A 23,083-nucleotide genomic window follows, 5' to 3' on the forward strand; every position below is an offset into this window, starting at 1 on the left:
GACCGGGAGTGGGGCATGGGCTGGGATCGGGCAACGCCGTTTACCATTGATCTGCAAGTGGGCGCCGAGGATATCGACGGGCTGGGCCACGCTAACAACGCGGTGTACGTGACCTGGCTCGAACGCTGCGCCTGGCGCCATTCGCAGCGTCTGGGCCTGGACCTGGTCGAGTACCGGCGTCTGGATCGGGCGATGGCCGTGGTCCGTCACGAAATCGATTATCTGGCCGCCGCCTATGAAGGCGACGAACTGCAATTGGCGACCTGGATCGTCGATTGGGATCAACGCCTGAAAATGACCCGGCATTTCCAGCTCAAGCGTCCGAGTGACAACGCCACGCTGCTGCGCGCCCAGACCACGTTTGTCTGCATCGAGCTGTCCACCGGCAAGCCCAAACGTATGCCGGCCGAGTTCATTGAAGGCTACGGCCCGGCGATCCAGATCCCGGACGCCGCTCAAATCTGAAATGTGGGAGCGAGCCTGCTCGCGAAAGCCGTCAGTCAGTTGATATATGCATATCTGACACACCGCTTTCGCGAGCAGGCTCGCTCCCACAAGGTTTCTGCGATTTCTTGCGATATCCAGTAAACTGCCGCACGTTTTTTCCTCAAGTAGTGTTTTCCTCATGCAAATTGCTCTGGCACCCATGGAGGGGTTGGTCGACGACATTCTCCGCGACGTGCTGACCCGTGTTGGCGGTATCGATTGGTGCGTGACCGAATTCATTCGGGTCAACGACCAGTTGCTCACCCCGGCGTACTTCCACAAGTTCGGCCCGGAACTGCTCAACGGTGCGCGTACCGCGTCCGGCGTGCCATTGCGTGTGCAATTGCTCGGTTCCGATCCGGTATGTCTGGCGGAAAACGCAGCGTTGGCCTGCGAACTCGGCTCCGAAGTGATCGACCTCAACTTCGGTTGCCCGGCCAAGACCGTGAACAAATCCCGTGGCGGCGCCGTGCTGCTCAAAGAGCCGGAACTGCTCAACCAGATCGTCGAGCACGTGCGCCGCGCTGTCCCTGCGCACATCCCGGTTACCGCGAAAATGCGCCTGGGCTTCGACAGCCCGGACGGCTCGCTGGTTTGCGCCACAGCCCTGGCTGAAGGTGGTGCCGAACACATTGTGGTTCACGCCCGGACCAAATTGGACGGCTACAAACCGCCGGCCCACTGGGAATGGATTCCGCGCGTACAGGATGTGGTCAAGGTGCCGGTGTTCGCCAATGGTGATATCTGGAGCGTTGAAGACTGGCGCCGTTGCCGCGAAATCAGCGGTGTGGAAGACATCATGCTCGGTCGCGGTCTGGTTTCGCGTCCGGATCTGGCAAGGCAAATCGCCGCTGCCCGCGCTGGCGAAGAAGTGGTCGAGATGACCTGGGCCGAGCTGATGCCACTGATCCAGGGCTTCTGGCTGCAAGCCAAAGCGCAAATGACTGCACGTCAGTCACCAGGCCGTTTGAAGCAATGGCTGGCCATGCTGACGCGTAATTATCCCGAGGCTACCGAGCTGTTTACCGTGCTGCGCCGTGAGACGGAGCCGGATCAAGTCTCGCGTTTGCTCGGTCTGCCGGTCGCCGAAGCGGCCTGAAAAAAATCTGCAAATACGCTCTTGAAATCATTTCAGCGGTCCTTATCTAAGGGTTACGCGATGCCGAATTCGGGTCGCGGAGACAAAAAAACTTGCTGATTTGTTTTCAGGAGATTTGAACCATGAGTACCGCATTTTCCCTGGCACCACTGTTCCGTTCCTCGGTAGGTTTCGACCGTTTCAACGACCTGTTTGAAACCGCCCTGCGCAACGAACCAGGCAGCACCTACCCGCCTTACAACGTCGAAAAACACGGTGATGACCAATACCGCATCGTCGTGGCCGCCGCCGGCTTCCAGGAAGAAGACCTGGAGTTGCAAGTCGAGAAAGGTGTGCTGACCATCAGTGGCGGCAAGCGTGACGCCAACGAAGGTGTGACCTTCCTGCACCAAGGCATCGCCCAGCGTGCCTTCAAGCTGTCCTTCCGTCTGGCCGATCACATCGAGATCAAGGCTGCGGGTCTGAGCAACGGTCTGCTGAGCATCGACCTGTTGCGGGTGATCCCGGAAGAAGCGAAAGCCAAGCGCATCCCGATCAATGGGGCGCAGAAGCCGGTTCTGCAATAATCCGGGCAATGATAAAGGGCGCCAATGGCGCCCTTTTTTGTGTCATTCGAGCAGGGCTTTCAAAACCTCCAGCGCCACCGGACGACTGTGCAGATAGCCCTGATACAAATGGCAACCCAGCCCCTGCAAAAACGCCAACTGTTCCGCGGTTTCCACACCTTCGGCAATCACTTCCAGTCCGAGGCTGGTCGCCATCGCGACAATCGCGCGAATGATCTCGGCATCGTTGGGGTCGGTGGTTGCATCGCGAATGAACGACTGGTCGATTTTCAGCGTGTCCACCGGCAGGCGTTTGAGGTAGGTCAGCGAGGAGTAGCCGGTGCCAAAGTCATCCATCGCGAAGCTCACTCCGAGCTTTTTCAGGCGGCGCATTTTGCTGATGGTGTCTTCCAGGTTCTGGATGACGATGCCTTCGGTGATTTCCAGTTTCAGCAGCGAGCAGGGCAGGCCGTGGCTGCTCATGCTGTGCTCGATGCGTTCGACGAAGTCGTTCTGGCGGAACTGCCGGGGGCTGATGTTCACGCACAAGCTGAAATTCAGCGGGTCGACCAGCTTCAGGGCGATCAGTTGTTTGAACGCATCGCACGCCTCATCAAGAATCCAGGTGCCGACCTCCAGAATCAGCCCGCTGTCCTCCAGCACCTTGATGAATTCGGTAGGTGATTGTGCACCGAGTACCGGGTGATTCCAGCGTACCAGTGCTTCGGCGCCGATGATGCGATTATCGCGGGCGTCCACTTGCGGTTGAAAGTGCACGTTGAATTCGCCGCGCGACAGCGCCAGACGCAGGTCGGTCTCCATGCGCAGCCGTTCGCTGGCCGCTTTCTGCATGGTGTTGTGGTACATCTGCGTCGTATTGCGCCCGGAATCCTTGGCCCGATACAGCGCGATGTCGGCGCGTTTGAGCAGGTCGGTCGGGGTCGAGCCGTGATCAGGGATCAGCGCCACGCCAATGCTCGGTGTCACTTGCAGGCGCTGGCCGTCGAGGAACATCGGTTCGGAGAGTAATTCACGAAGGGTGTCAGCCAGCGAGCGAACTTGCGCGCTGACGTCGTTGCGCGAGCCTTCGAGCCCGCTGAGCAAGACCACGAACTCATCGCCACCCAGACGCGCGACGGTGTCTTCCATGCGCACGCTGGCTTCAAGCCGTGCGGTGATGATTTTCAGCACGGTATCGCCGACCGGGTGGCCCAGTGAATCGTTGATGTGCTTGAAGTGGTCAAGGTCGAGAAACAGCAGCGCGCCGCGCAGATTGTGGCGCTTGAGCAGGGCGATTTGCTGGCTCAGGCGATCCATCAGCAAGGCGCGGTTGGGCAGGTTGGTCAGCGGGTCGTGATAGGCGAGGTGACGAATCTGCGCTTCAGCGTTTTTCAGCAGGCTGACATCACGCGCAGTCAGCAACAGACAGGCGGTTTCATTCAAGGTGATCGGCTCGACCGAGACCTCTACGGTCAGCAGCTCGCCGCGCTTGTTGCGCCCGAGCATCTCCTGATGGTGTACGCGCCCCTTTATCTGCAGCTCGGCCAGCAGCGCCGACCGCTGTTTCTCTTCAGCCCAGATGCCGACCTGATACACGGTTTTGCCCACCACTTCGTCGGCGCGATAGCCGGTGAGGCGACAAAAGCCGTCGTTGACCTCCAGATAGCGTCCGGTGTCGCGCTCGGTGATGGTGATGGCGTCGGGGCTGGAGTGAAACGCCTTGGCGAATTTCTCTTCGCTCGCCTTGAGCGCCGCTTCCGAACGTTGTTGCTGGGTGATGTCGCGCAGGGTGGTGACGATGCACGGCTGGTTGCCGACGCTGATCTGCCGGCTGGAAATCACGCAGGTCAGCGACTGGCCGTCCTTGTGTTGAACGATGATCGCGACGTTGCTCAGGCCCTGTTCGCGGATCACCCGCTCGATGCGTTGCAGGCTTTTTGCCGAAGCGTCCCACAAGCCGATTTCTTCGGCGGTGTGGCCGATCACGTCGACGGCGCTCCAGCCAAAGGTCTGGCTGAAGCTGGAGTTGATCTCGATGAACTCACCGGTTTCCTGGCGCGTGACGCAGATCGGGTCGGGGCTGACCTGGAACAGCGTGGCGAATTTTTCTTCCGAGGCGACCAGCCGCTGTTCGCGTTCGACCTGATCGGTGATGTCCAGCAAGGTGCCGGCCATGCGCAGCGGCGCGCCGTTGTCATCGCGGTAGAGGCGGGCGCGGCTTTCCAGATAACGCGAGCTGCCGTCCGGCAGTTGTACGCGATACGTCAGTTGGTAATTCCCCGCCGGACCTTCGCGCAGGCTGCGGTAGGCGTCGCGCATGCTGTCGCGTTCCTCGCCGGGCACGCCCTCGAAAAACTCGTCGAACGATTCATGGAACGGTTTCGGTTCCAGGCCGTGCAATTGCGCAGCCCGCGCCGAGCCGTAAAGCATGCCGCTGGGAATGTGCCAGTCCCAGGTGCCGAGTTGCGCCGAGTCCAGTGCCAGGTCGAGGCGCTCCTGGCTGTCCTTCAAGGCGTGTTCGGCGGCTTTGCGCTCAGTGGTGTCGAGAAACGTGCTCAGTAAATAGGGCTGACCTTCGAGTTCGACTTTCTGCGCACTGAGAATGCCGTCGTGAACCTGGCCGTTGCTGGCGCGAAACTGCACCTCCATGCTGATCAGCTCACCCTTGGCCTTGGTTTTCTTGACCAGTTCGCCGCGTTGTTCCGGGTGAACCCAAAGGCCCAGCTCCAGCGTGGTGCGGCCAATGGCACTCTGCACCGGCCAACCGAACAGGCTTTCGAAATATTGATTGGCCTCGCTGATCAGGCCGTCTTCCTGGCGGGTCAGCAGCACCATGTTCGGACACAGATGAAACAGCGTGGCGAAACGTTTCTCCGAACTGCTCAGGGCCTGTTCGCGCTGGCGCTGGTGGGTGATTTCGCGAATCACCCCGATCATTCGGGGCCGGCCGTTTTTATCCGGCAGCAGGCTGCCGCTGATCTCCAGCCAGTGCAGGCTGCCGTCGGGCCAGCGGATGCGGTGGTGCATGGCCTGTTCCAGCGGCGCGCCGGCGATCACCGCGTGAAAGGCGCGAACGGTTTTTGCCCGGTCTTCCGGTGGCAACAGATCGAGATATTCGAGGTCTTCCGGCAGCGGTTGCCGAGGATCGAAACCAAATAGCGCCTGCGTACCCCGGGACCAACTGATCTGCCCGCGCTCGATGTCCCAGTACCAGGCGCCGAGCCGGGCGCCGTTGAGCGCGGCGAGCAATTGCGGCGCACTTTCCCAACTCTGCTCGGATTGCCGTGGGTCAACCGCCTGAATTCGCGGCATCGGCGGGATACGGTCAACAGATTTCGGCATTGGTTACGGGCCTTGAGCTGAATGATGCGTTAGGCGCAGGGAAAGCGGCTCTATAGGAGTAGCACAAGTCAGCCGAGAGTCCCTGGCAGATCGATCTGTGCATCGAGCAGGGCCATAAAGGCTCTAGCCGCGTTCGATAGCGTCCGTTCGGTGTGCAGGATATAGCCTAGCTGGCGAGTGAGCTGTATGCCCGGTAATGCGATGCTTGCCACTTGGTCATCGAGCATGGTGCGCGGCAAAACGCTCCAGGCCAGGCCAATGGACACCATCATCTTGATGGTTTCCAGATAGTTGGTGCTCATGGCGATGTTCGGCGTCAGGCCCTGGGCCTCAAACAACCGTTGCACAATGTGGTGAGTAAAGGTGTTGCCGCCGGGGAAAACCGCTGGATGACCGGCAATGTCGGCCAGGCTGACGCCGCCGTTGCTGAGCAGCGAATGCTCGGGGGCGACCACGAAATCCAGTGGGTCGTCCCACACCGGCGTGGCTTTGACGAGGGCATGGGGTTCTGGCGCCAGGGTGATGACCGCCAATTCCGCGCGGCCATGAAGAATCTCTTCGTAGGCCACTTCCGAATCGAGGAACTGAATGTCCAGCGCGACCTGTGGGTAACGGCGGGTGAATTCCCTTAATAGTGGCGGCAGACGGTGCAGGCCGATGTGGTGACTGGTGGCCAGCGTCAGGCGGCCGCTGACTTCCCCGGTCAGGTTGGTCAGTGCGCGACGGGTGTCGTCAAGCACGTTGAGAATCTGATAAGCCCTTGGCAGCAGGGCCCGGCCAGCCTCGGTCAGGCCCACTTCGCGACCAAGTCGATCAAACAGTCGCACCTTCAATTGTTGCTCCAGCCCGGCGATGCGTTTGCTGATGGCCGGTTGCGTCAGATGCAAGCGTTCGCCGGCGCCGGAGAAGCTGCCGGTCTCGGCAATCGCGATAAAAGCGTTGAGGTTGGCCAGATCCATGTTCGTATTCCAGTTGGTTATCCAAAGCATAAAAAATATGAATTTGAGTTATTTAATCTAACCCCATAGGATCGGCCTCACAAGCCAAAGGGTTATTGATAAGCCCAGGGCACAGAAACAAGCTGATGAGGAACCGTCTGATGGCCGGCAAAACGCTCTACGACAAGCTCTGGGATTCGCATTTGGTCAAACAGCGCGACGATGGCTCGGCGCTGATCTACATCGACCGTCACATCATCCACGAAGTGACGTCGCCGCAAGCCTTTGAAGGCCTGCGTCTGGCCGGGCGCAAGCCTTGGCGCATCGATGCCAACATCGCGACCCCGGACCACAACGTACCGACGACCCCGGAGCGCAAGGGCGGCATCGAAGCCATTGCCGACCAGGTCTCGCGTTTGCAGGTTCAGACCCTCGACGACAACTGCGATGAATACGGCATCGTCGAGTTCAAGATGAACGACGTTCGCCAAGGCATCGTCCACGTCATCAGCCCGGAGCAGGGCGCAACCTTGCCGGGCATGACCGTGGTCTGCGGCGACTCGCACACCTCGACCCACGGTGCGTTCGGCGCCTTGGCTCACGGCATCGGCACTTCCGAGGTCGAGCACGTGCTCGCCACCCAGTGCCTGGTCGCCAAAAAAATGAAAAACATGCTGGTGCGCGTCGAAGGGCAATTGCCGTTCGGCGTGACCGCCAAGGACATCGTCCTCGCGGTGATCGGCAAGATCGGCACCGCCGGCGGTAACGGCCACGCCATCGAGTTTGCCGGCAGCGCGATCCGCGACTTGTCCGTCGAAGGCCGTATGACCATCTGCAACATGTCCATCGAAGCCGGCGCCCGCGTTGGCCTGGTGGCAGCGGATCAGAAGACCGTCGACTACGTGAAGGGCCGCCCGTTCGCCCCGAAAGGCGCGCAATGGGACATGGCTGTCGAAGCCTGGAAAGACCTGGTCTCCGACGCCGACGCCACATTCGACACCGTGGTGGAACTCGACGCTGCGCAGATCAAGCCGCAAGTCAGCTGGGGCACTTCCCCGGAAATGGTTCTGGCGGTTGATCAGAACGTGCCGGACCCGGCGAAGGAAATGGATCTGGTCAAGCGCGACTCCATCGTCCGCGCCTTGAAATACATGGGTTTGACCGCCAATCAGGCGATCACCGACATTCAGCTGGATCGTGTGTTCATCGGTTCCTGCACCAACTCGCGGATCGAAGACTTGCGCGCCGCTGCCGTGATTGCCAAGGGCCGCAAGGTCGCTTCGACCATCAAACAGGCCATTGTGGTGCCGGGCTCGGGTCTGGTGAAGGCGCAGGCTGAAGCCGAGGGTCTCGACAAGATTTTCCTTGAGGCCGGTTTCGAATGGCGTGAACCGGGTTGCTCAATGTGCCTGGCGATGAACCCGGACCGTTTGGAGTCCGGCGAGCATTGCGCCTCGACCTCCAACCGTAACTTCGAAGGTCGTCAGGGCGCCGGTGGCCGTACTCACCTCGTCAGCCCGGCCATGGCGGCTGCGGCAGCGGTGAACGGTCGTTTCATCGACGTTCGTGAATTGATCTAAAGGAGCGCAGCATGAAAGCTTTTACCCAGCACACCGGTCTTGTCGCGCCTTTGGATCGTGCCAACGTCGACACCGACCAGATCATTCCGAAGCAGTTCTTGAAGTCGATCAAGCGCACCGGTTTCGGCCCGAACCTGTTCGACGAGTGGCGCTACCTCGATGTCGGCCAGCCGTATCAGGACAACTCCAAGCGCCCGCTGAACAAGGACTTTGTCCTTAATGCCGAGCGTTACCAGGGCGCCAGCGTGTTGCTGGCCCGCGAGAACTTCGGTTGCGGCTCCAGCCGTGAACACGCGCCGTGGGCGCTGGAAGAATACGGTTTCCGCAGCATCATCGCGCCAAGCTACGCCGACATCTTCTTCAACAACAGCTTCAAGAACGGCTTGCTGCCGATCATCTTGAGCGACGCTGAGGTGGATGAACTGTTCAAGCAGGTTGAAGCGAATCCGGGCTATCAACTGCAGATCGATTTGCAGGCGCAGACCGTGACCAGCCCGACTGGGAAGGTTTACAGCTTTGAGATCGATGCGTTCCGCAAGCATTGCCTGTTGAACGGTCTGGACGATATCGGTTTGACCTTGCAGGACGGTGATGCGATTGCCACCTTTGAGGCCAGGCATCGCGTGAGCCAGCCCTGGTTGTTTCGCGACGCGTGATTGATTCGAGATTGATGTAGTCAGGGTCGGCCCCTTCGCGCTCCCACATGCGAATGCATTTCAAATGTGGGAGCGGGCTTGCTCGCGAAGGGGCCGGCCCAAACAACACAACTGTCAGGATGTGACGATGACCAGCGCCGCCCAACACACTCAGGTCGTACAAAAGCAATTCGGTGAACAGGCCGCCGCCTACCTGAGCAGCGCCGTTCACGCTCAAGGCACCGAATTCGCGCTGCTACAGGCTGAGCTGGCCGGGCAGGGCGAGGCTCGTGTACTGGATTTGGGGTGCGGCGCCGGTCACGTCAGTTTTCACGCGGCACCGCTGGTCAAGGAAGTAGTGGCGTATGACCTGTCGCAGCAAATGCTCGATGTAGTCGCCGCCGCTGCGATTGATCGCGGCATGAGCAACATTGTCACGGTCAACGGCGCCGCCGAGCGCCTGCCGTTTGCCGATGGCGAGTTCGACTTCGTGTTCAGCCGTTATTCGGCGCACCACTGGAGCGATCTCGGCGTGGCCCTGCGCGAAGTGCGTCGGGTGCTCAAGCCGGGTGGCGTGGCGGCGTTCGTTGATGTGTTGTCACCGGGCAGTCCGTTGTTCGACACTTACCTGCAAAGCGTCGAAGTGCTGCGCGATACCAGCCATGTGCGCGATTATTCCGCCGCCCAGTGGTTGCGGCAGGTCAGCGAGGCCGGTTTGCATGTGCGCAGTACCGCGCGTCAGCGCTTGCGTCTGGAGTACACAAGCTGGGTTGAGCGCATGCGCACACCCGAAGTCATGCGCGCGGCGATCCGCCAGTTGCAGCAGTCGATGGGCAACGAAGTGCGCGAATATTTTGAGATTGATGCCGACGGCTCGTTCAGTACCGATGTGATCGTATTGATGGCCGAGCGATAAGAATTTTTCCGGGCGCGGCGGTTCAAGTCGCCCCGACTGAAGACACGAGGAAAACATGAGCAAGCAGATTCTGATTCTCCCAGGTGACGGTATTGGTCCGGAAATCATGGCCGAAGCGGTCAAGGTGCTGGAGCTTGCCAACGACAAGTACAGCCTGGGTTTCGAGCTGAGCCACGACCTGATCGGTGGCGCCGCCATCGACAAGCATGGCGTGCCGCTGGCCGATGAAACCCTCGACCGCGCCCGCGCTGCTGACGCTGTGCTGCTGGGCGCCGTTGGCGGCCCGAAATGGGACACCATCGAACGCGACATCCGCCCTGAGCGCGGCCTGCTGAAAATCCGTGCGCAGCTGGGTTTGTTCGGCAACCTGCGTCCGGCGATTCTTTACCCGCAACTGGCGGAGGCCTCGAGCCTGAAGCCGGAAATCGTTGCCGGTCTGGACATCCTGATCGTCCGTGAGCTGACGGGCGGCATCTACTTCGGCGCGCCACGCGGCACCCGCACTCTGGAGAACGGCGAGCGTCAGTCCTACGACACGCTGCCTTACAGCGAAAGCGAAATCCGTCGTATCGCCCGCGTCGGTTTCGACATGGCGATGGTACGTGGCAAGAAGCTGTGCTCGGTGGACAAAGCCAACGTGCTGGCCTCGAGTCAACTGTGGCGCGAAATCGTCGAGGAAGTGGCCAAGGATTATCCGCAGGTCGAACTGAGCCACATGTACGTCGACAACGCGGCCATGCAACTGGTGCGTGCACCGAAGCAGTTCGACGTGATCGTCACCGACAACATGTTCGGCGACATCCTCTCCGACCAGGCCTCGATGCTCACCGGTTCCATCGGCATGCTGCCGTCGGCCTCGCTGGATACCAACAACAAGGGCATGTACGAGCCTTGCCATGGTTCGGCGCCGGATATCGCCGGCAAGGGCATTGCCAACCCGCTGGCGACCATTCTGTCGGTGTCGATGATGCTGCGTTACAGCTTCAATCTGCAGGACGCCGCCGATGCCATCGAGAAAGCGGTCAGCGTTGTGCTTGATCAAGGGCTGCGCACTGGCGACATCCATTCGCCGGGTTGCACCAAAGTCGGTACGCAGGAAATGGGCGACGCAGTAGTCGCCGCGCTGCGGAATCTGTAATCTCTCGGGCCCGCTGCGAAATTCAATACAAAGCAGCGGCCCACTTTTCAAGAAGGTGTAGTTGCGATGAAACGTGTAGGTCTGATCGGTTGGCGCGGGATGGTCGGTTCCGTGCTCATGCAGCGGATGCTGGAAGAGCAGGATTTCGATCTAATCGAGCCGGTGTTTTTCACCACGTCCAACGTCGGTGGCCAAGGTCCGTCCGTGGGCAAGGACATTGCTCCGCTCAAGGATGCTTACAGCATTGACGAGCTGAAGACCCTCGACGTGATTCTGACCTGCCAGGGTGGCGACTACACCAGCGAAGTGTTCCCGAAGCTGCGCGAAGCCGGCTGGCAGGGTTACTGGATTGATGCGGCGTCGAGCCTGCGCATGAACGATGATGCGGTGATCATTCTCGATCCGGTCAACCGCAAGGTCATCGACCAGCAACTTGACGCGGGCACGAAGAACTACATCGGCGGCAACTGTACCGTCAGCCTGATGCTGATGGGGTTGGGCGGTCTGTTCGAAGCCGGTCTGGTCGAGTGGATGAGCGCCATGACCTATCAGGCGGCATCCGGTGCCGGCGCGCAGAACATGCGTGAACTGATCAAGCAAATGGGCGCGACCCATGCTGCGGTTGCCGATCAACTGGCCGATCCGGCCAGTGCGATCCTCGATATCGACCGTCGCGTGGCCGATGCCATGCGCAGCGAAGCGTACCCGACTGAAAACTTCGGCGTGCCGCTGGCTGGCAGTCTGATCCCGTGGATCGACAAGGAACTGCCGAACGGCCAGAGCCGTGAAGAGTGGAAGGCCCAGGCCGAGACCAACAAGATTCTCGGTCGCTTCAAGAGTCCGATCCCGGTCGACGGCATCTGCGTGCGTATCGGCGCCATGCGTTGCCACAGTCAGGCGCTGACCATCAAGCTGAACAAAGACGTACCGATCGCCGATATCGAAGGGCTGATCAGCCAGCACAACCCTTGGGTCAAGCTGGTACCGAATCAGCGCGATATCAGTATGCAGGAGCTGAGCCCGACCAAGGTCACCGGCACCCTGAATGTTCCGGTCGGCCGTCTGCGCAAGCTGAACATGGGCTCGCAGTTCCTCGGCGCGTTCACCGTTGGTGACCAACTGCTGTGGGGCGCGGCCGAACCGCTGCGTCGCATGCTGCGGATTTTGCTTGAGCGTTGATTGCTTGAAGCAATGAAAGAACCCGTACCTTGTGAGAGGTGCGGGTTTTTTTATGCCCGGAGTTTCTCGGGTGACTGTGCCGGCCTCTTCGCGAGCAAGCCCGCTCCCGCATGGGAATGCATTTCAAGTGTGGGAGCGGGCTTGCTCGCGAAGACGTCCAAACGGCCACCACAAATCCCGCAGAAATTGCCTGCATGGCAACCACCCGGTAAAGTGCCGCTCCCCCCGTTTCGCCAGAGGCTCGTACCATGACCCAGACCCTAGACATTGCCGTAATCGGCGCCACCGGTACTGTTGGCGAAACCCTCGTGCAGATTCTCGAAGAACGCGACTTCCCGATTGGCACCCTGCATCTGCTCGCCAGCAGCGAATCCGCTGGCAGCTCGGTACTGTTCCGTAACAAGAACGTGCGCGTGCGCGAAGTCGATGCGTTCGATTTCAGCAAGGTCGCACTGGTGTTCTTTGCCGCCGGCCCGGCCATCACCCTGAGCTATGTCGCCCGTGCCCATGCCGCCGGTTGCTCGCTGATCGACCTGTCCGGTGCGTTGCCCGCCGATCAGGCGCCACCAGTGGTTCCGGAAGCCAACGCTGATGTGCTCGCCGGTTTGAAAGCACCATTCCAGGTCGGCAGCCCTAGCCCGTCGGCCACTTCGCTCGCCGTGGTGCTGGCGCCGCTGCTCGGTCTGCTTGATCTGCAATACGTCAACGTCACTGCCAGTCTCGCCGTTTCTGCTCAGGGGCGCGAAGCCGTCACCGAGCTGGCGCGGCAGACCGCCGAGCTGCTGAACATGCGTCCATTGGAGCCGACGTTCTTCGACCGGCAGATGGCTTTCAACCTGCTCGCCCAGGTTGGTACGCCGGATGCGCAAGGCCACACACTGCTGGAGAAGCGTCTGGTGCACGAGTTGCGTCAGGTGCTGGCGAAGCCTTTATTGAAGATTTCCGCAACTTGCGTTCAAGCCCCGGTGTTTTTTGGCGATAGCTTTAGCGTGACCTTGCAGTCAACGAGCGCGGTCGACCTGCAAAAGGTCAACGCCGCACTCGAAGAGGCATGCGGTATCGAACTGGTCGAAGCCGGGGATTACCCGACCGTCGTCGGTGACGCGGTGGGGCAGGACGTGGTCTATGTCGGGCGGGTGCGCAGCGGTGTCGACGACCCGACGGAACTTAATCTGTGGCTGACGTCAGATAACGTGCGCAAGGGCGCGGCCCTCAATGCTGTGCAGGTGGCTGAATTGTTGATAAAAGACCTGCTGTAAAAGATACTTGGCAACAATTTGTCGACTGATTCTAGGCGAACGCTATGCTTGCCCGGAGCACTTGATAACGTGTCACCCTCCGGGACTTTCCGGGGCATCAAAGAAATGATCGCGCGCGGCACCTTTCGTCGTCGCGCGCAATGCCTTACGGCAGCGGCAATCAATATCTTCTCGCTGGCCGAGGAACGTTCAAACAAAGGATGAGGCTATGGTTCAAGTTCGCAAACTGGTGTTAGCAATAGCGGCCGCCTCGGCGCTGTCCTCCGGTATGGCGCATGCCCTCGGGCTCGGGGAGCTGACCCTGAAGTCGACCCTGAACCAGCCGCTGGTGGCTGAAATCGAGCTGCTCGATGTCAAGGATCTCACCGCTGCCGAAGTGGTGCCGAGCCTGGCTTCAGCCGAAGACTTTGCCAAGGCTGGCGTTGATCGCCAGGCCTTCCTCAACGACCTGACATTCACTCCGGTGCTCAACGCCAGCGGCAAGAGCGTGCTGCGTGTGACGTCGAGCAAGCCGCTGTCGGAACCGATGGTGAAGTTCCTTGTGCAGGTGATGTGGCCCAACGGTCGTCTGCTGCGCGACTACAGCGTTCTGCTGGACCCGTCGAAATTCTCGCCACAGACTGCTGATGCTGCCGCGCAGCCGGCGCCGTCGCAAACGATTAGCGCGCCGACCACGGGCGCCACGCACCCGGCGCAATACACCACCACGCCACGCGATACCTTGTGGGAAATTGCCGCGAAGGCCCGCAATGGCGGTTCGGTGCAGCAGACCATGCTGGCGATTCAGGCGCTGAACCCGGACGCATTCATTGGCGGCAACATCAACCGCCTCAAGACCGGTCAGGTGCTGCGTCTGCCGGACCCGGTGCAAAGCACCGCGTTACCGCAGGCCAAGGCTATCGCTGAGGTCGCGGCGCAGAACGAGGCCTGGCGTCAGGGGCGTCGCTACGTGGCCAAGCCTGGCACCGGCCAGCAGCAGCTCGATGCGACCAATCGTGGTCGTGGTAACACCGGCGCTGCGCCGAACACTCAGGACAATCTGAGCCTGGTCTCCGCTGAAAGCGCCAAGGCGCGCGGCAAAGGTCCGGCGGGCGATGCCAAGGCGCTGAGCAACCAGCTCGCAGTCACTCAGGAAAGCCTCGACACGACCCGTCGTGACAATGAAGAACTGAAAAGCCGCATGTCCGATCTGCAAAGTCAGTTGGACAAGCTGCAAAAACTGATCGAGCTGAAGAATAATCAACTGGCGAAAATGCAGGCCGAAGGGGCGGGCGCCGCGCCTGGCTCCGCCGCTGACGGTTCGGTTCCGGCGATCACGGCTGAGCTGGCAGCGACCCCGCCGGCGACCCCGGCTGAAGCTTCACCGACGCCGGAGTCGGCTATTGCGCCACCTGCCGAAACGCCGGTTGAGCCAGTGGTCACACCGGTTGTCGAGTCGAAACCGGCCGACGAGGACAAGACCTTCAACGAACTGCTGACCAACCCGATTCTGCTCGGTCTGATCGGCGGCGGTGCGGTGGCTCTGCTGCTTCTGTTGCTGTTGCTGGCACGTCGTCGCAAGGCCCAGCAGGAAGCCGAGAAGCACCTGCGCATGGCCCGCGCATTGTCGGAGGAGCAGGAATTCTCCGCCGAGCAGGATCTGCCGGAAAGCAGCTTCGAGGGCCTGGAAACGCCGGCGGCGAGCGTCAAGCTCAACACCCCGGCGCCGGCGCCGACTCCAGCGCCAGCTGCGGTCGTGGCGCCTGTGGTCATGACCACGCCGATTGCGGCGCCATTGGTGGCGCCGGCTTCCGAGCGTTCCGATGACGTGCTGGACAAGGCTCAGTCGCACATAAACGCCGGTCGCCTGAATCAGGCTGCGGCGCTGCTGGAAGAGGGCGTGAGCCTGGAGCCGCAGCGCAGTGATCTGCGTCTGAAGTTGATGGAAGTCTACGGCCAGCAGGGCGACCGCGATGCGTTCGTCTCGCAGGAGCGTCAGCTGGTGGCCAATGGCGACAACTTCGCCAAGGTTGAAGAGCTGAAAAGCCGCTTCCCGGCCATGGCGCTGGTGGCTGCCGGTGGTCTGGCGGCCGCCGCCGTCGCTGCCGAACTGGACGCGCAATACGTCAAGGATCTGCTGCTTGATGAGCCGCCAGCGCCTGCGCCGGCACCTCAGGACGACGATCTGGACAGCGCGTTCGACCTGAGCCTGGACGACCTCGACAATATCACGCCGGTAGAGCCTGCGCCTGTGGTTGAGCCTGAGGCGCCGGTCGAGCTGGACGAATTCCCGTCTGATGATGACCTGAGCTTCGAATCGGTTCTGCAACAGCAGACCGAGATCAAAGAGAATCTCGACGATCTGTCGGACTTCGACCTGGATCTGGATCTCGGCGCTGAGCCATCGCCAGCTACGCTGGCCGAAGATGACTTCATGCTTGATCTGGACGATGGCGTGAAGGATCTGGCACCGGTCGAACCGCCGGTCGTGGCTGACGTGCCACAGGATGATCTGGAGCTGCCAGCCGATTTCGATCTGTCGCTGGCCGACGAAATGGATAGCAACCCGGCGGCTGAGCCTGACGCATTTGCAGCGGAGCTGGATGACGTCAACGCCGAGCTGGATCGCCTGTCGCAGAGCATTGCCGAGCCAACCTTCACCGAGGCCGATGCAATGAAGGGGGATGATCTTGGCGAAGATGATTTCGACTTCCTTGCTGGCACCGATGAAGCCGCCACCAAGCTCGATCTGGCTCAGGCCTACATCGACATGGGTGACGCCGACGGTGCACGCGACATCCTCAACGAAGTGTTGACCGAGGGTGACGAGAAGCAACGTGGCGAAGCCAAGGACATGCTCTCAAGCTTGTAATCAGTCCAGCGGTAAACGAAACGGCAGCTCACAGAGGCTGCCGTTTTTGTTTGTGCCGTATTCAATGGCGTCTGATCCACCGCTTTCGCTTCCACAGGAGAGTGCATTCCAGGTGTGGGAGCGGGCTTGCTCACGAAGTGGTCGCTCACGCGACAGAGAACTCTCTGGCATCCACGAACCACAGCCTTATAATGCCCGCCTTTGCAAAAACAGCAGGCTGTCCCACCTTGGCAAACATAGATAACCCGGTCGCCGAAATGGCCCCTGACGGCTTTTACCGTGTAGCGTTGGGCGTTGAGTACAAAGGCTCGCGCTACAGCGGCTGGCAGCGTCAGTTGACGGGTGTGGCGACGGTACAGGAAGCGCTTGAAAAAGCCTTGTCGAAAGTCGCCAACTCGCCGGTCTCGCTGCAGTGCGCCGGGCGCACTGACGCCGGCGTGCATGCTTGCGGACAAGTGGTGCATTTTGACACGCAGGTTGATCGCTCGCTGAAAGCCTGGGTCATGGGCGCCAATATCAATCTGCCTCACGACATCAGTGTCAGTTGGGCGCGGGTGATGCCGGCGCATTTCCATGCGCGGTTCAAGGCCATCGCCCGGCGCTATCGCTATGTGATCTACAACGATCAGATTCGTCCGGCGCATCTCAACGAAGAAATCACCTGGAACCATCGCCCGCTGGATGTCGAGCGCATGGCCGAGGCTGCGCAGTACCTGATCGGCACCCACGATTTCAGTGCGTTTCGTGCCGGCCAGTGCCAGGCCAAGTCGCCGATCAAGAAAATGCATCATCTTCGTGTAACTCGCCACGGCAAGATGATCGTGCTCGACATACGCGCCAATGCTTTCCTGCATCACATGGTGCGCAACATCGCCGGTGTATTGATGACCATCGGTGCTGGCGAGCGTCCGGTCGAATGGATGAAGGAAGTGCTGGAAAGCCGCGAACGTCGCTCCGGCGGGGTGACGGCGCATCCCTACGGGTTGTATCTGGTGCAAGTCGAGTACCACGACGAATTCCCGTTGCCCGAGCGTTTTATCGGGCCACATTTCCTTACGGGTTTCTCCGAACTTGACGGCTGACGCCCTCGGACGCTTTTGTTACCATCCGGGACTTTCTCGGATTTTGCCTTGGAGTTTTTCCCGACATGTCAGCCGTTCGCAGCAAGATCTGCGGGATTACCCGCATAGAAGATGCGCTGGCCGCCGTTGAGGCCGGGGCGGATGCGATCGGTTTCGTGTTTTACGACAGGAGTCCACGGGCAGTGACCGTGCAACAGGCGCGCGCAATCATCAAGGCATTGCCGCCATTCGTGACCACCGTGGGCCTGTTCGTCAACGCCAGCCGCTGCGAGCTGGGGGAAATCCTCGATGCCGTGCCGCTGGATCTGCTGCAGTTCCATGGCGATGAAGACGTCGAAGCCTGCGAAGGCTGGCATCGTCCGTATATCAAGGCGCTACGGGTCAAGGCTGGTGATGATATCGCCGCTGCTGTGGATGCCTATCCAGGCGCCAGCGGCGTGCTGCTCGATACCTATGTCGAAGGCGTGCCCGGCGGAACCGGTGAGGCGTTCGACTGGTCACTGATTCCGCAGAGGTTGAGCAAGCCGTTGATTCTCGCGGGCGGTTTGACCCCCGAGAATGTCGCAGACGCCGTGGCGCGGGTAAAACCGTATGCGGTGGATGTCAGCGGCGGGGTAGAGGCGAGCAAAGGCATCAAGGATCACGCAAAGATTCGCGCATTCATCAACGCTGTACGCAAAGCGCCATATTGATGTGACGGCTGGCAGTCTGCCGCCGTCCATCAATGCACTTGCACAAAGCAGGCGCGGCTGAGGGTTTATGGAATGTACGCAGGTCATGTTTCGCGCTGACCGTGACGGTTCATCAACCATCGCCACACACATGAATTTAGCTGAAGGGCATACGCGGGGCTGCGAACCAGAGCGTTCGGGCCGCCGGTACTGGAGAAAGAAAGCATGAGCAACTGGTTAGTAGACAAACTGATCCCTTCGATCATGCGTTCCGAGGTCAAGAAGAGCTCGGTCCCTGAAGGTCTGTGGCACAAATGCCCGTCCTGCGAGGCGGTGCTGTATCGTCCTGAGCTGGAAAAGACCCTGGACGTTTGCCCCAAGTGCAACCACCACATGCGCATCGGTGCACGTGCGCGCATCGACATCTTCCTCGATGCCGAAGGTCGCAACGAGCTGGGCGCTGATCTGGAGCCGGTTGACCGTCTGAAGTTTCGCGACGGCAAGAAGTACAAGGATCGCCTGACCGCTGCACAGAAGCAGACCGGCGAAAAAGACGCGCTGATCTCTGTCAGCGGCACCTTGCTGGGCATGCCGGTGGTCGTTTCGGCGTTCGAATTCAACTTCATGGGTGGCTCCATGGGGGCTATCGTCGGCGAGCGTTTCGTGCGCGCCGCCAACTACGCCCTGGAAAACCGTTGCCCGATGATCTGCTTCGCCGCCTCCGGCGGTGCGCGCATGCAGGAAGCCCTGATCTCGCTGATGCAGATGGCCAAGACCTCGGCTGTGCTGGCGCGTCTGCGTGAAGAAGGCATTCCGTTTATCTCCGTGCTGACCGACCCGGTCTACGGTGGTGTTTCCGCCAGTCTGGCAATGCTCGGCGACGTGATCGTTGGCGAGCCGAAAGCCCTGATCGGCTTCGCCGGTCCGCGCGTAATCGAGCAGACCGTGCGTGAAAAACTGCCGGAAGGCTTCCAGCGCAGCGAATTCCTGCTGGAACACGGCGCCATCGATATGATCATCCATCGCCAGGAGCTGCGCCCGCGTCTGGGTAACCTGCTGGCACAAATGACTGGCCAACCGACGCCGAAATTCGTCGCGGCGCCCATCGAGCCTATCGTGGTTCCACCGGTACCTGCTGGCCTATGACCGAGCGCACCCTTGGCGAGTGGCTCGCCTACCTGGAACAGTTGCATCCGTCGGCCATTGATATGGGGCTGGAGCGTTCGCAACAGGTAGCGTCCCGCATGGGACTGGGCCAGCCGGCGCCTCGGGTGATCACGGTCACTGGCACCAACGGCAAGGGTTCAACCTGCGCCTTCGTGGCTTCCTTGCTGCGCGCGCAGGGTCTGAACGTAGGTGTCTACAATTCTCCGCACCTGCTGCGTTACAACGAGCGGGTGCAGCTCAATGGCGTCGAAGCCACTGACGCGCAGCTGTGCGAAGCCTTTGCTGCAGTTGAAGCCGGGCGCGGCGACACGTCCCTGACGTACTTCGAAATGGGCACCCTCGCGGCATTCTGGCTGTTTCAACAAGCCGGTCTTGATGCGGTGGTGCTGGAAGTCGGTCTGGGCGGGCGTCTGGATACCGTCAACGTTGTCGATGCCGACATCGCGCTGGTCACCAGCATTGGCGTGGATCACGCCGATTATCTCGGTGATACCCGCGAATCCGTAGCCTTCGAAAAGGCCGGGATCTTCCGTCAGGGCAAACCTGCCCTGTGTGGCGACCTCAACCCTCCGCAACCACTGCTCGACAAGGCGCGTGAGCTGACGTGCCCGTTCTTCCTGCGTGGGCGTGATTTCGACCTCGGAATCACCGATCAGCACTGGCAATGGCGCGGCACCGATGCGCAGGGCAAGGTTGTCGAGTTGCACGACTTGCCGCTGCTGGATCTGCCGATGGAAAACGCCGCGCTGGCGTTGCAGGCGTATCTGTTGCTCGGTTTGCCGTGGCATGCGCCGCAGATTGTCGCGGCCTTGCAGGCGACGCGTGTGGTCGGACGCCTGGATCGCCGCTCGTTCGAGTGGAACGGCAAGCGCCTGAATGTGTTGCTGGATGTTGGCCACAATCCCCATGCCGCCGAGTATCTGGCCCGTCGCCTGGCCGCGCGGCCACCGGTTGGCAAGCGCCTGGCCGTGTTCGGTCTGCTGGCGGACAAGGATCTGGATGGTGTTCTCGGTGAATTGAGTGCTAGTGTCGCGCACTGGGCTGTCGCGCCGCTGGATTCACCGCGCGCGCGGCCGGTGGCTGAATTAAACGCGGCATTGCAGAACCTTGGCGCGTCCGTCACGTCTTACGAGAGTGTCGCGGCGGCGCTGGAAGGGCAGTGCGCTGTGGCAACCAGCGACGACGAGATTCTGTTGTTCGGATCATTTTATTGTGTCGCCGAGGCCCTTGAATGGCTGGCCCGGCGCTCCACGGAGGAAGCGGCAAATGGCTTTGCTGGATAAAGCGTACAAGCAGCGCATGGTTGGCGCTTTGGTGCTGGTCGCGCTGGCGGTGATTTTCCTGCCGATGCTGTTTTCCCGTCAGGACGAGCAGCGTCAGGTGACGGTGGAGGCGCCTGCTGCGCCGCAAGCACCGGTCGTGCCGCAAGTGCAGATGGAAGTGGTGGCCGTGCCCGAACCGCAAGCCTTGCCGCAAGAGCCGGTGCCGAGCGATGAAGAAGTTGCCGAGCAGGTCGCACCAGTTACACCGATTGCTCCAGCTGCGGCACCCACTCCGGCACCAGCGCCTGTAGCAAAGCCCGTCGCGCCGGCCCCGGCGGCCAAGCCGATGCCTGCGCCTGCGCAGCCTATCGCCGCTGCACCTGCCAAGCCTGACGTCAGTCAGAGCCGCGTCGATGCCAATGGTTTGTCAGTCAGCTGGTCGGTGCAACTCGCCAGCCTGTCGAGCCGCGACAGTGCCGAAAGTCTGCAAAAGAACCTGCGCAGCCAGGGCTACAATGCCTATATTCGGTCGTCCGACGGCAAGAACCGGGTGTTTGTCGGGCCGCTGATCGAACGTGCCGAAGCCGACCGTTTGCGTGATCTGCTGGACCGCCAGCAGAAGCTCAAGGGCTTTGTCGTGCGCTTCCAGCCTGAACGCGGCTAAAAACTATCGCCTCGATTGAAATGCACGCACAATCGCAGCTTACCGAGAGGCATGCGCTCTGCTAAAATGCGCCGCCTTATCCGTCTGTAGGCTGCACTGTGCCATTTACCTGGGTTGACTGGGCGATCGTTGCAATCATCGCCATCTCCGCTTTGATCAGTTTGAGCCGCGGCTTCGTCAAGGAAGCATTATCGCTGGTGACCTGGATCATCGCAGGAGCTGTTGCCTGGATGTTCGGTGGCTCACTGTCCGAGTACCTCGCCGGATACATCGAAACCCCATCGGCTCGCGTGATCGCGGGCTGTGCCATCATGTTTGTCGCCACACTGATCGTGGGCGCAATGATCAATTATCTTATCGGCGAGTTGGTTCGCGTTACCGGGTTGTCCGGGACCGACCGATTCCTCGGCATGGCTTTCGGCGCTGCGCGTGGCGTGTTGCTGGTGGTCGTGGCGGTCGGGCTGTTGAGCCTGGGGCCGGTACAGCAGGACGGGTGGTGGAAAGAATCACAGCTCGTGCCAAAGTTTCTATTGGTCGCCGACTGGTCCAAGAACCTGATACTCGGGTGGAGCAGTCAGTGGCTTGCCAGCGGAATCAGCGTACCCGCTGATATTCCGTTCAAGGAGCAACTCTTGCCGTCGGCGAAAACGCCTCAGTGAGTGTTGTTCAGTTCAGATCCATTAAGTAGGGGTTGCGTCGCATGTGTGGCATCGTCGGTATCGTCGGTAAGTCGAACGTCAATCAGGCGCTGTATGACGCGCTAACCGTGCTCCAGCACCGCGGCCAGGACGCTGCCGGTATCGTGACCAGCCATGATGGCCGGTTGTTCCTGCGCAAGGACAATGGCCTGGTGCGTGACGTGTTTCAGCAGCGTCACATGCAGCGTCTGGTCGGCCACATGGGTATCGGTCACGTCCGCTACCCGACCGCGGGCAGCTCGACGTCGGCTGAGGCCCAGCCGTTTTACGTCAACTCGCCTTACGGCATCACGTTGGCGCACAACGGTAACCTGACCAACGTTGAACAGTTGGCCAAAGAGATCTACGAATCCGATCTGCGTCACGTCAACACCAGTTCCGACTCGGAAGTGCTGCTCAACGTGTTCGCTCATGAGCTGGCCCAGCGCGGCAAGCTGCAACCGACCGAAGAAGACGTGTTTGCCGCCGTGACCGACGTGCACAACCGTTGCGTCGGCGGTTACGCGGTCGTCGCCATGATCACCGGTTACGGCATCGTCGGTTTCCGTGATCCGCACGGCATCCGCCCGATCGTGTTCGGCCAGCGTCACACTGACGAAGGCGTCGAGTACATGATCGCCTCCGAAAGCGTTTCCCTGGATGTGCTCGGTTTCACCCTGATTCGCGACCTGGCACCGGGCGAAGCGGTCTACATCACCGAAGACGGCAAGCTGCACACCCGTCAGTGCGCAACCAACCCGTCCCTGACTCCATGCATCTTCGAGCACGTGTATCTGGCGCGTCCGGATTCGATCATCGATGGCGTCTCGGTCTACAAGGCCCGTCTGCGCATGGGTGAGAAGCTCGCCGAGAAAATCCTGCGCGAGCGTCCAGAACACGATATCGACGTGGTGATCCCGATTCCGGACACCAGCCGTACCGCGGCACTGGAATTGGCCAATCATCTGGGCGTGAAATTCCGCGAAGGTTTCGTCAAGAACCGTTACATCGGCCGCACCTTCATCATGCCGGGACAGGCGGCGCGCAAGAAGTCGGTTCGCCAGAAGCTCAACGCCATTGAGCTGGAATTCCGCGGCAAGAACGTGATGCTGGTCGACGATTCCATCGTTCGTGGCACCACCTGCAAGCAGATCATCCAGATGGCCCGCGAAGCCGGCGCGAAAAACGTCTACTTCTGCTCCGCGGCGCCTGCTGTGCGCTTCCCGAACGTGTACGGTATCGATATGCCAAGCGCGCATGAATTGATCGCACACAACCGCTCTACCCAGGACGTGGCGGATCTGATCGGCGCTGACTGGCTGATCTATCAGGACTTGCCTGACTTGATCGAAGCGGTCGGTGGCGGCAAGATCAAGATCGAACACTTCGATTGCGCGGTGTTCGACGGCAAGTACGTGACCGGTGACGTCGACGAGGCTTATCTGGACAAGATCGAACAGGCACGCAACGATGCCTCGAAGGTCAAGACCCAGGCGGTCAGTGCGATCATCGATCTGTACAACAACTGAGTTTCTACCGGCCCTGAGGGGCCGGTTTTGTATCTGACTTTTAATTTTCAAGAACAGGGCAAG

The 23,083-nt window shown here is 60.5% G+C and carries 19 protein-coding genes; 17 read left to right on the forward strand and 2 right to left on the reverse strand.

Annotated features, from left to right (window positions below; translation table 11 throughout):
* The first annotated feature begins 15 nt into the window (after window positions 1-15).
* The 3 genes from AACY19_RS14015 (at window position 16) to AACY19_RS14025 (ending at window position 2,151) form a co-directional block, all read left to right on the forward strand.
* On the forward strand, window positions 16-465 hold the full coding sequence (locus AACY19_RS14015; RefSeq protein WP_339451059.1) for an acyl-CoA thioesterase: 450 nt from the start codon (window positions 16-18) through the stop codon (window positions 463-465).
* Window positions 466-625: 160 nt separating this feature from the next.
* Window positions 626-1,585 carry a tRNA dihydrouridine synthase gene (locus AACY19_RS14020; protein ID WP_339451061.1) on the forward strand — a complete coding sequence of 320 codons (960 nt, stop codon included), beginning with the start codon at window positions 626-628 and terminating at the stop codon, window positions 1,583-1,585.
* A 122-nt stretch (window positions 1,586-1,707) separates the two neighbouring features.
* A complete protein-coding gene (locus AACY19_RS14025; RefSeq protein WP_339451063.1) occupies window positions 1,708-2,151 on the forward strand; it encodes an Hsp20 family protein in 444 nt (147 codons plus the stop codon).
* A gap of 42 nt (window positions 2,152-2,193) precedes the next feature.
* On the opposite strand, the gene AACY19_RS14030 is transcribed toward AACY19_RS14025, so the two are convergent.
* Both AACY19_RS14030 and AACY19_RS14035 read right to left on the reverse strand, forming a co-directional pair.
* Window positions 2,194-5,472, reverse strand: a complete 3,279-nt coding sequence (locus AACY19_RS14030; RefSeq protein WP_339451065.1) for a PAS domain S-box protein — start codon at window positions 5,470-5,472, stop codon at window positions 2,194-2,196.
* A gap of 68 nt (window positions 5,473-5,540) precedes the next feature.
* A complete protein-coding gene (locus AACY19_RS14035) occupies window positions 5,541-6,431 on the reverse strand; it encodes a LysR family transcriptional regulator (RefSeq protein ID WP_339451067.1) in 891 nt (296 codons plus the stop codon).
* 140 nt (window positions 6,432-6,571) lie between these two features.
* Here AACY19_RS14035 and leuC point away from each other — a divergent pair, with 140 nt between their 5' ends.
* From leuC to purF, 14 genes are all read left to right on the forward strand, one after another.
* Window positions 6,572-7,990, forward strand: a complete 1,419-nt coding sequence (gene leuC / locus AACY19_RS14040; protein ID WP_339451069.1) for a 3-isopropylmalate dehydratase large subunit — start codon at window positions 6,572-6,574, stop codon at window positions 7,988-7,990.
* Window positions 7,991-8,001: 11 nt separating this feature from the next.
* Window positions 8,002-8,646: a 3-isopropylmalate dehydratase small subunit gene (gene leuD, locus AACY19_RS14045; protein ID WP_339451071.1), complete on the forward strand. Its 645-nt coding sequence runs from the start codon at window positions 8,002-8,004 to the stop codon at window positions 8,644-8,646.
* Between the two features lie 127 nt (window positions 8,647-8,773).
* Window positions 8,774-9,541, forward strand: coding sequence for a class I SAM-dependent methyltransferase (locus AACY19_RS14050; protein WP_339451073.1), 768 nt, complete (start codon window positions 8,774-8,776; stop codon window positions 9,539-9,541).
* Between the two features lie 55 nt (window positions 9,542-9,596).
* The gene (gene leuB / locus AACY19_RS14055; RefSeq protein ID WP_339451075.1) at window positions 9,597-10,679 is read left to right on the forward strand and encodes a 3-isopropylmalate dehydrogenase; all 1,083 of its coding nucleotides are present in this window, start codon (window positions 9,597-9,599) and stop codon (window positions 10,677-10,679) included.
* A 66-nt stretch (window positions 10,680-10,745) separates the two neighbouring features.
* On the forward strand, window positions 10,746-11,858 hold the full coding sequence (gene asd / locus AACY19_RS14060; RefSeq protein ID WP_212550458.1) for an aspartate-semialdehyde dehydrogenase: 1,113 nt from the start codon (window positions 10,746-10,748) through the stop codon (window positions 11,856-11,858).
* A gap of 248 nt (window positions 11,859-12,106) precedes the next feature.
* Window positions 12,107-13,117: an aspartate-semialdehyde dehydrogenase gene (locus tag AACY19_RS14065; RefSeq protein WP_339451079.1), complete on the forward strand. Its 1,011-nt coding sequence runs from the start codon at window positions 12,107-12,109 to the stop codon at window positions 13,115-13,117.
* A 208-nt stretch (window positions 13,118-13,325) separates the two neighbouring features.
* Window positions 13,326-15,968, forward strand: coding sequence for a FimV/HubP family polar landmark protein (locus AACY19_RS14070; RefSeq protein WP_339451081.1), 2,643 nt, complete (start codon window positions 13,326-13,328; stop codon window positions 15,966-15,968).
* A 257-nt stretch (window positions 15,969-16,225) separates the two neighbouring features.
* Window positions 16,226-17,050, forward strand: coding sequence for a tRNA pseudouridine(38-40) synthase TruA (gene truA / locus AACY19_RS14075; RefSeq protein ID WP_186532690.1), 825 nt, complete (start codon window positions 16,226-16,228; stop codon window positions 17,048-17,050).
* A 65-nt stretch (window positions 17,051-17,115) separates the two neighbouring features.
* Complete coding sequence (locus AACY19_RS14080; RefSeq protein WP_339451083.1) at window positions 17,116-17,742, forward strand: phosphoribosylanthranilate isomerase; 627 nt, start codon at window positions 17,116-17,118, stop codon at window positions 17,740-17,742.
* A 204-nt stretch (window positions 17,743-17,946) separates the two neighbouring features.
* Window positions 17,947-18,867: an acetyl-CoA carboxylase, carboxyltransferase subunit beta gene (gene accD, locus AACY19_RS14085; protein WP_339451085.1), complete on the forward strand. Its 921-nt coding sequence runs from the start codon at window positions 17,947-17,949 to the stop codon at window positions 18,865-18,867.
* Window positions 18,864-20,171, forward strand: a complete 1,308-nt coding sequence (gene folC / locus AACY19_RS14090) for a bifunctional tetrahydrofolate synthase/dihydrofolate synthase (protein WP_339451087.1) — start codon at window positions 18,864-18,866, stop codon at window positions 20,169-20,171. Before accD ends, folC begins: the two co-directional genes overlap by 4 nt.
* The gene (locus tag AACY19_RS14095; protein ID WP_339451089.1) at window positions 20,155-20,814 is read left to right on the forward strand and encodes an SPOR domain-containing protein; all 660 of its coding nucleotides are present in this window, start codon (window positions 20,155-20,157) and stop codon (window positions 20,812-20,814) included. The genes folC and AACY19_RS14095 overlap by 17 nt, the downstream gene beginning before the upstream one ends.
* A gap of 98 nt (window positions 20,815-20,912) precedes the next feature.
* Window positions 20,913-21,473 carry a CvpA family protein gene (locus tag AACY19_RS14100; RefSeq protein ID WP_039771589.1) on the forward strand — a complete coding sequence of 187 codons (561 nt, stop codon included), beginning with the start codon at window positions 20,913-20,915 and terminating at the stop codon, window positions 21,471-21,473.
* 41 nt (window positions 21,474-21,514) lie between these two features.
* Complete coding sequence (gene purF / locus AACY19_RS14105; protein WP_123448659.1) at window positions 21,515-23,020, forward strand: amidophosphoribosyltransferase; 1,506 nt, start codon at window positions 21,515-21,517, stop codon at window positions 23,018-23,020.
* The last annotated feature ends 63 nt before the right edge of the window (window positions 23,021-23,083 follow it).

Origin of the sequence: Pseudomonas sp. EA_5y_Pfl2_R50 (genome assembly GCF_963970475.1) — a bacterium.
In the GTDB taxonomy this organism is placed as follows: domain Bacteria; phylum Pseudomonadota; class Gammaproteobacteria; order Pseudomonadales; family Pseudomonadaceae; genus Aquipseudomonas.

Bases quoted from the DNA above. Each gene is read 5' to 3' on its own strand.
- AACY19_RS14015 (WP_339451059.1), top strand. From the start codon at position 16: ATGGGCTGGGATCGGGCAACGCCGTTTACCATTGATCTGCAAGTGGGC.
- AACY19_RS14020 (WP_339451061.1), top strand. From the start codon at position 626: ATGCAAATTGCTCTGGCACCCATGGAGGGGTTGGTCGACGACATTCTC.
- AACY19_RS14025 (WP_339451063.1), top strand. From the start codon at position 1,708: ATGAGTACCGCATTTTCCCTGGCACCACTGTTCCGTTCCTCGGTAGGT.
- AACY19_RS14030 (WP_339451065.1), bottom strand. From the start codon at position 5,472: ATGCCGAAATCTGTTGACCGTATCCCGCCGATGCCGCGAATTCAGGCG.
- AACY19_RS14035 (WP_339451067.1), bottom strand. From the start codon at position 6,431: ATGGATCTGGCCAACCTCAACGCTTTTATCGCGATTGCCGAGACCGGC.
- leuC (WP_339451069.1), top strand. From the start codon at position 6,572: ATGGCCGGCAAAACGCTCTACGACAAGCTCTGGGATTCGCATTTGGTC.
- leuD (WP_339451071.1), top strand. From the start codon at position 8,002: ATGAAAGCTTTTACCCAGCACACCGGTCTTGTCGCGCCTTTGGATCGT.
- AACY19_RS14050 (WP_339451073.1), top strand. From the start codon at position 8,774: ATGACCAGCGCCGCCCAACACACTCAGGTCGTACAAAAGCAATTCGGT.
- leuB (WP_339451075.1), top strand. From the start codon at position 9,597: ATGAGCAAGCAGATTCTGATTCTCCCAGGTGACGGTATTGGTCCGGAA.
- asd (WP_212550458.1), top strand. From the start codon at position 10,746: ATGAAACGTGTAGGTCTGATCGGTTGGCGCGGGATGGTCGGTTCCGTG.
- AACY19_RS14065 (WP_339451079.1), top strand. From the start codon at position 12,107: ATGACCCAGACCCTAGACATTGCCGTAATCGGCGCCACCGGTACTGTT.
- AACY19_RS14070 (WP_339451081.1), top strand. From the start codon at position 13,326: ATGGTTCAAGTTCGCAAACTGGTGTTAGCAATAGCGGCCGCCTCGGCG.
- truA (WP_186532690.1), top strand. From the start codon at position 16,226: ATGGCCCCTGACGGCTTTTACCGTGTAGCGTTGGGCGTTGAGTACAAA.
- AACY19_RS14080 (WP_339451083.1), top strand. From the start codon at position 17,116: ATGTCAGCCGTTCGCAGCAAGATCTGCGGGATTACCCGCATAGAAGAT.
- accD (WP_339451085.1), top strand. From the start codon at position 17,947: ATGAGCAACTGGTTAGTAGACAAACTGATCCCTTCGATCATGCGTTCC.
- folC (WP_339451087.1), top strand. From the start codon at position 18,864: ATGACCGAGCGCACCCTTGGCGAGTGGCTCGCCTACCTGGAACAGTTG.
- AACY19_RS14095 (WP_339451089.1), top strand. From the start codon at position 20,155: ATGGCTTTGCTGGATAAAGCGTACAAGCAGCGCATGGTTGGCGCTTTG.
- purF (WP_123448659.1), top strand. From the start codon at position 21,515: ATGTGTGGCATCGTCGGTATCGTCGGTAAGTCGAACGTCAATCAGGCG.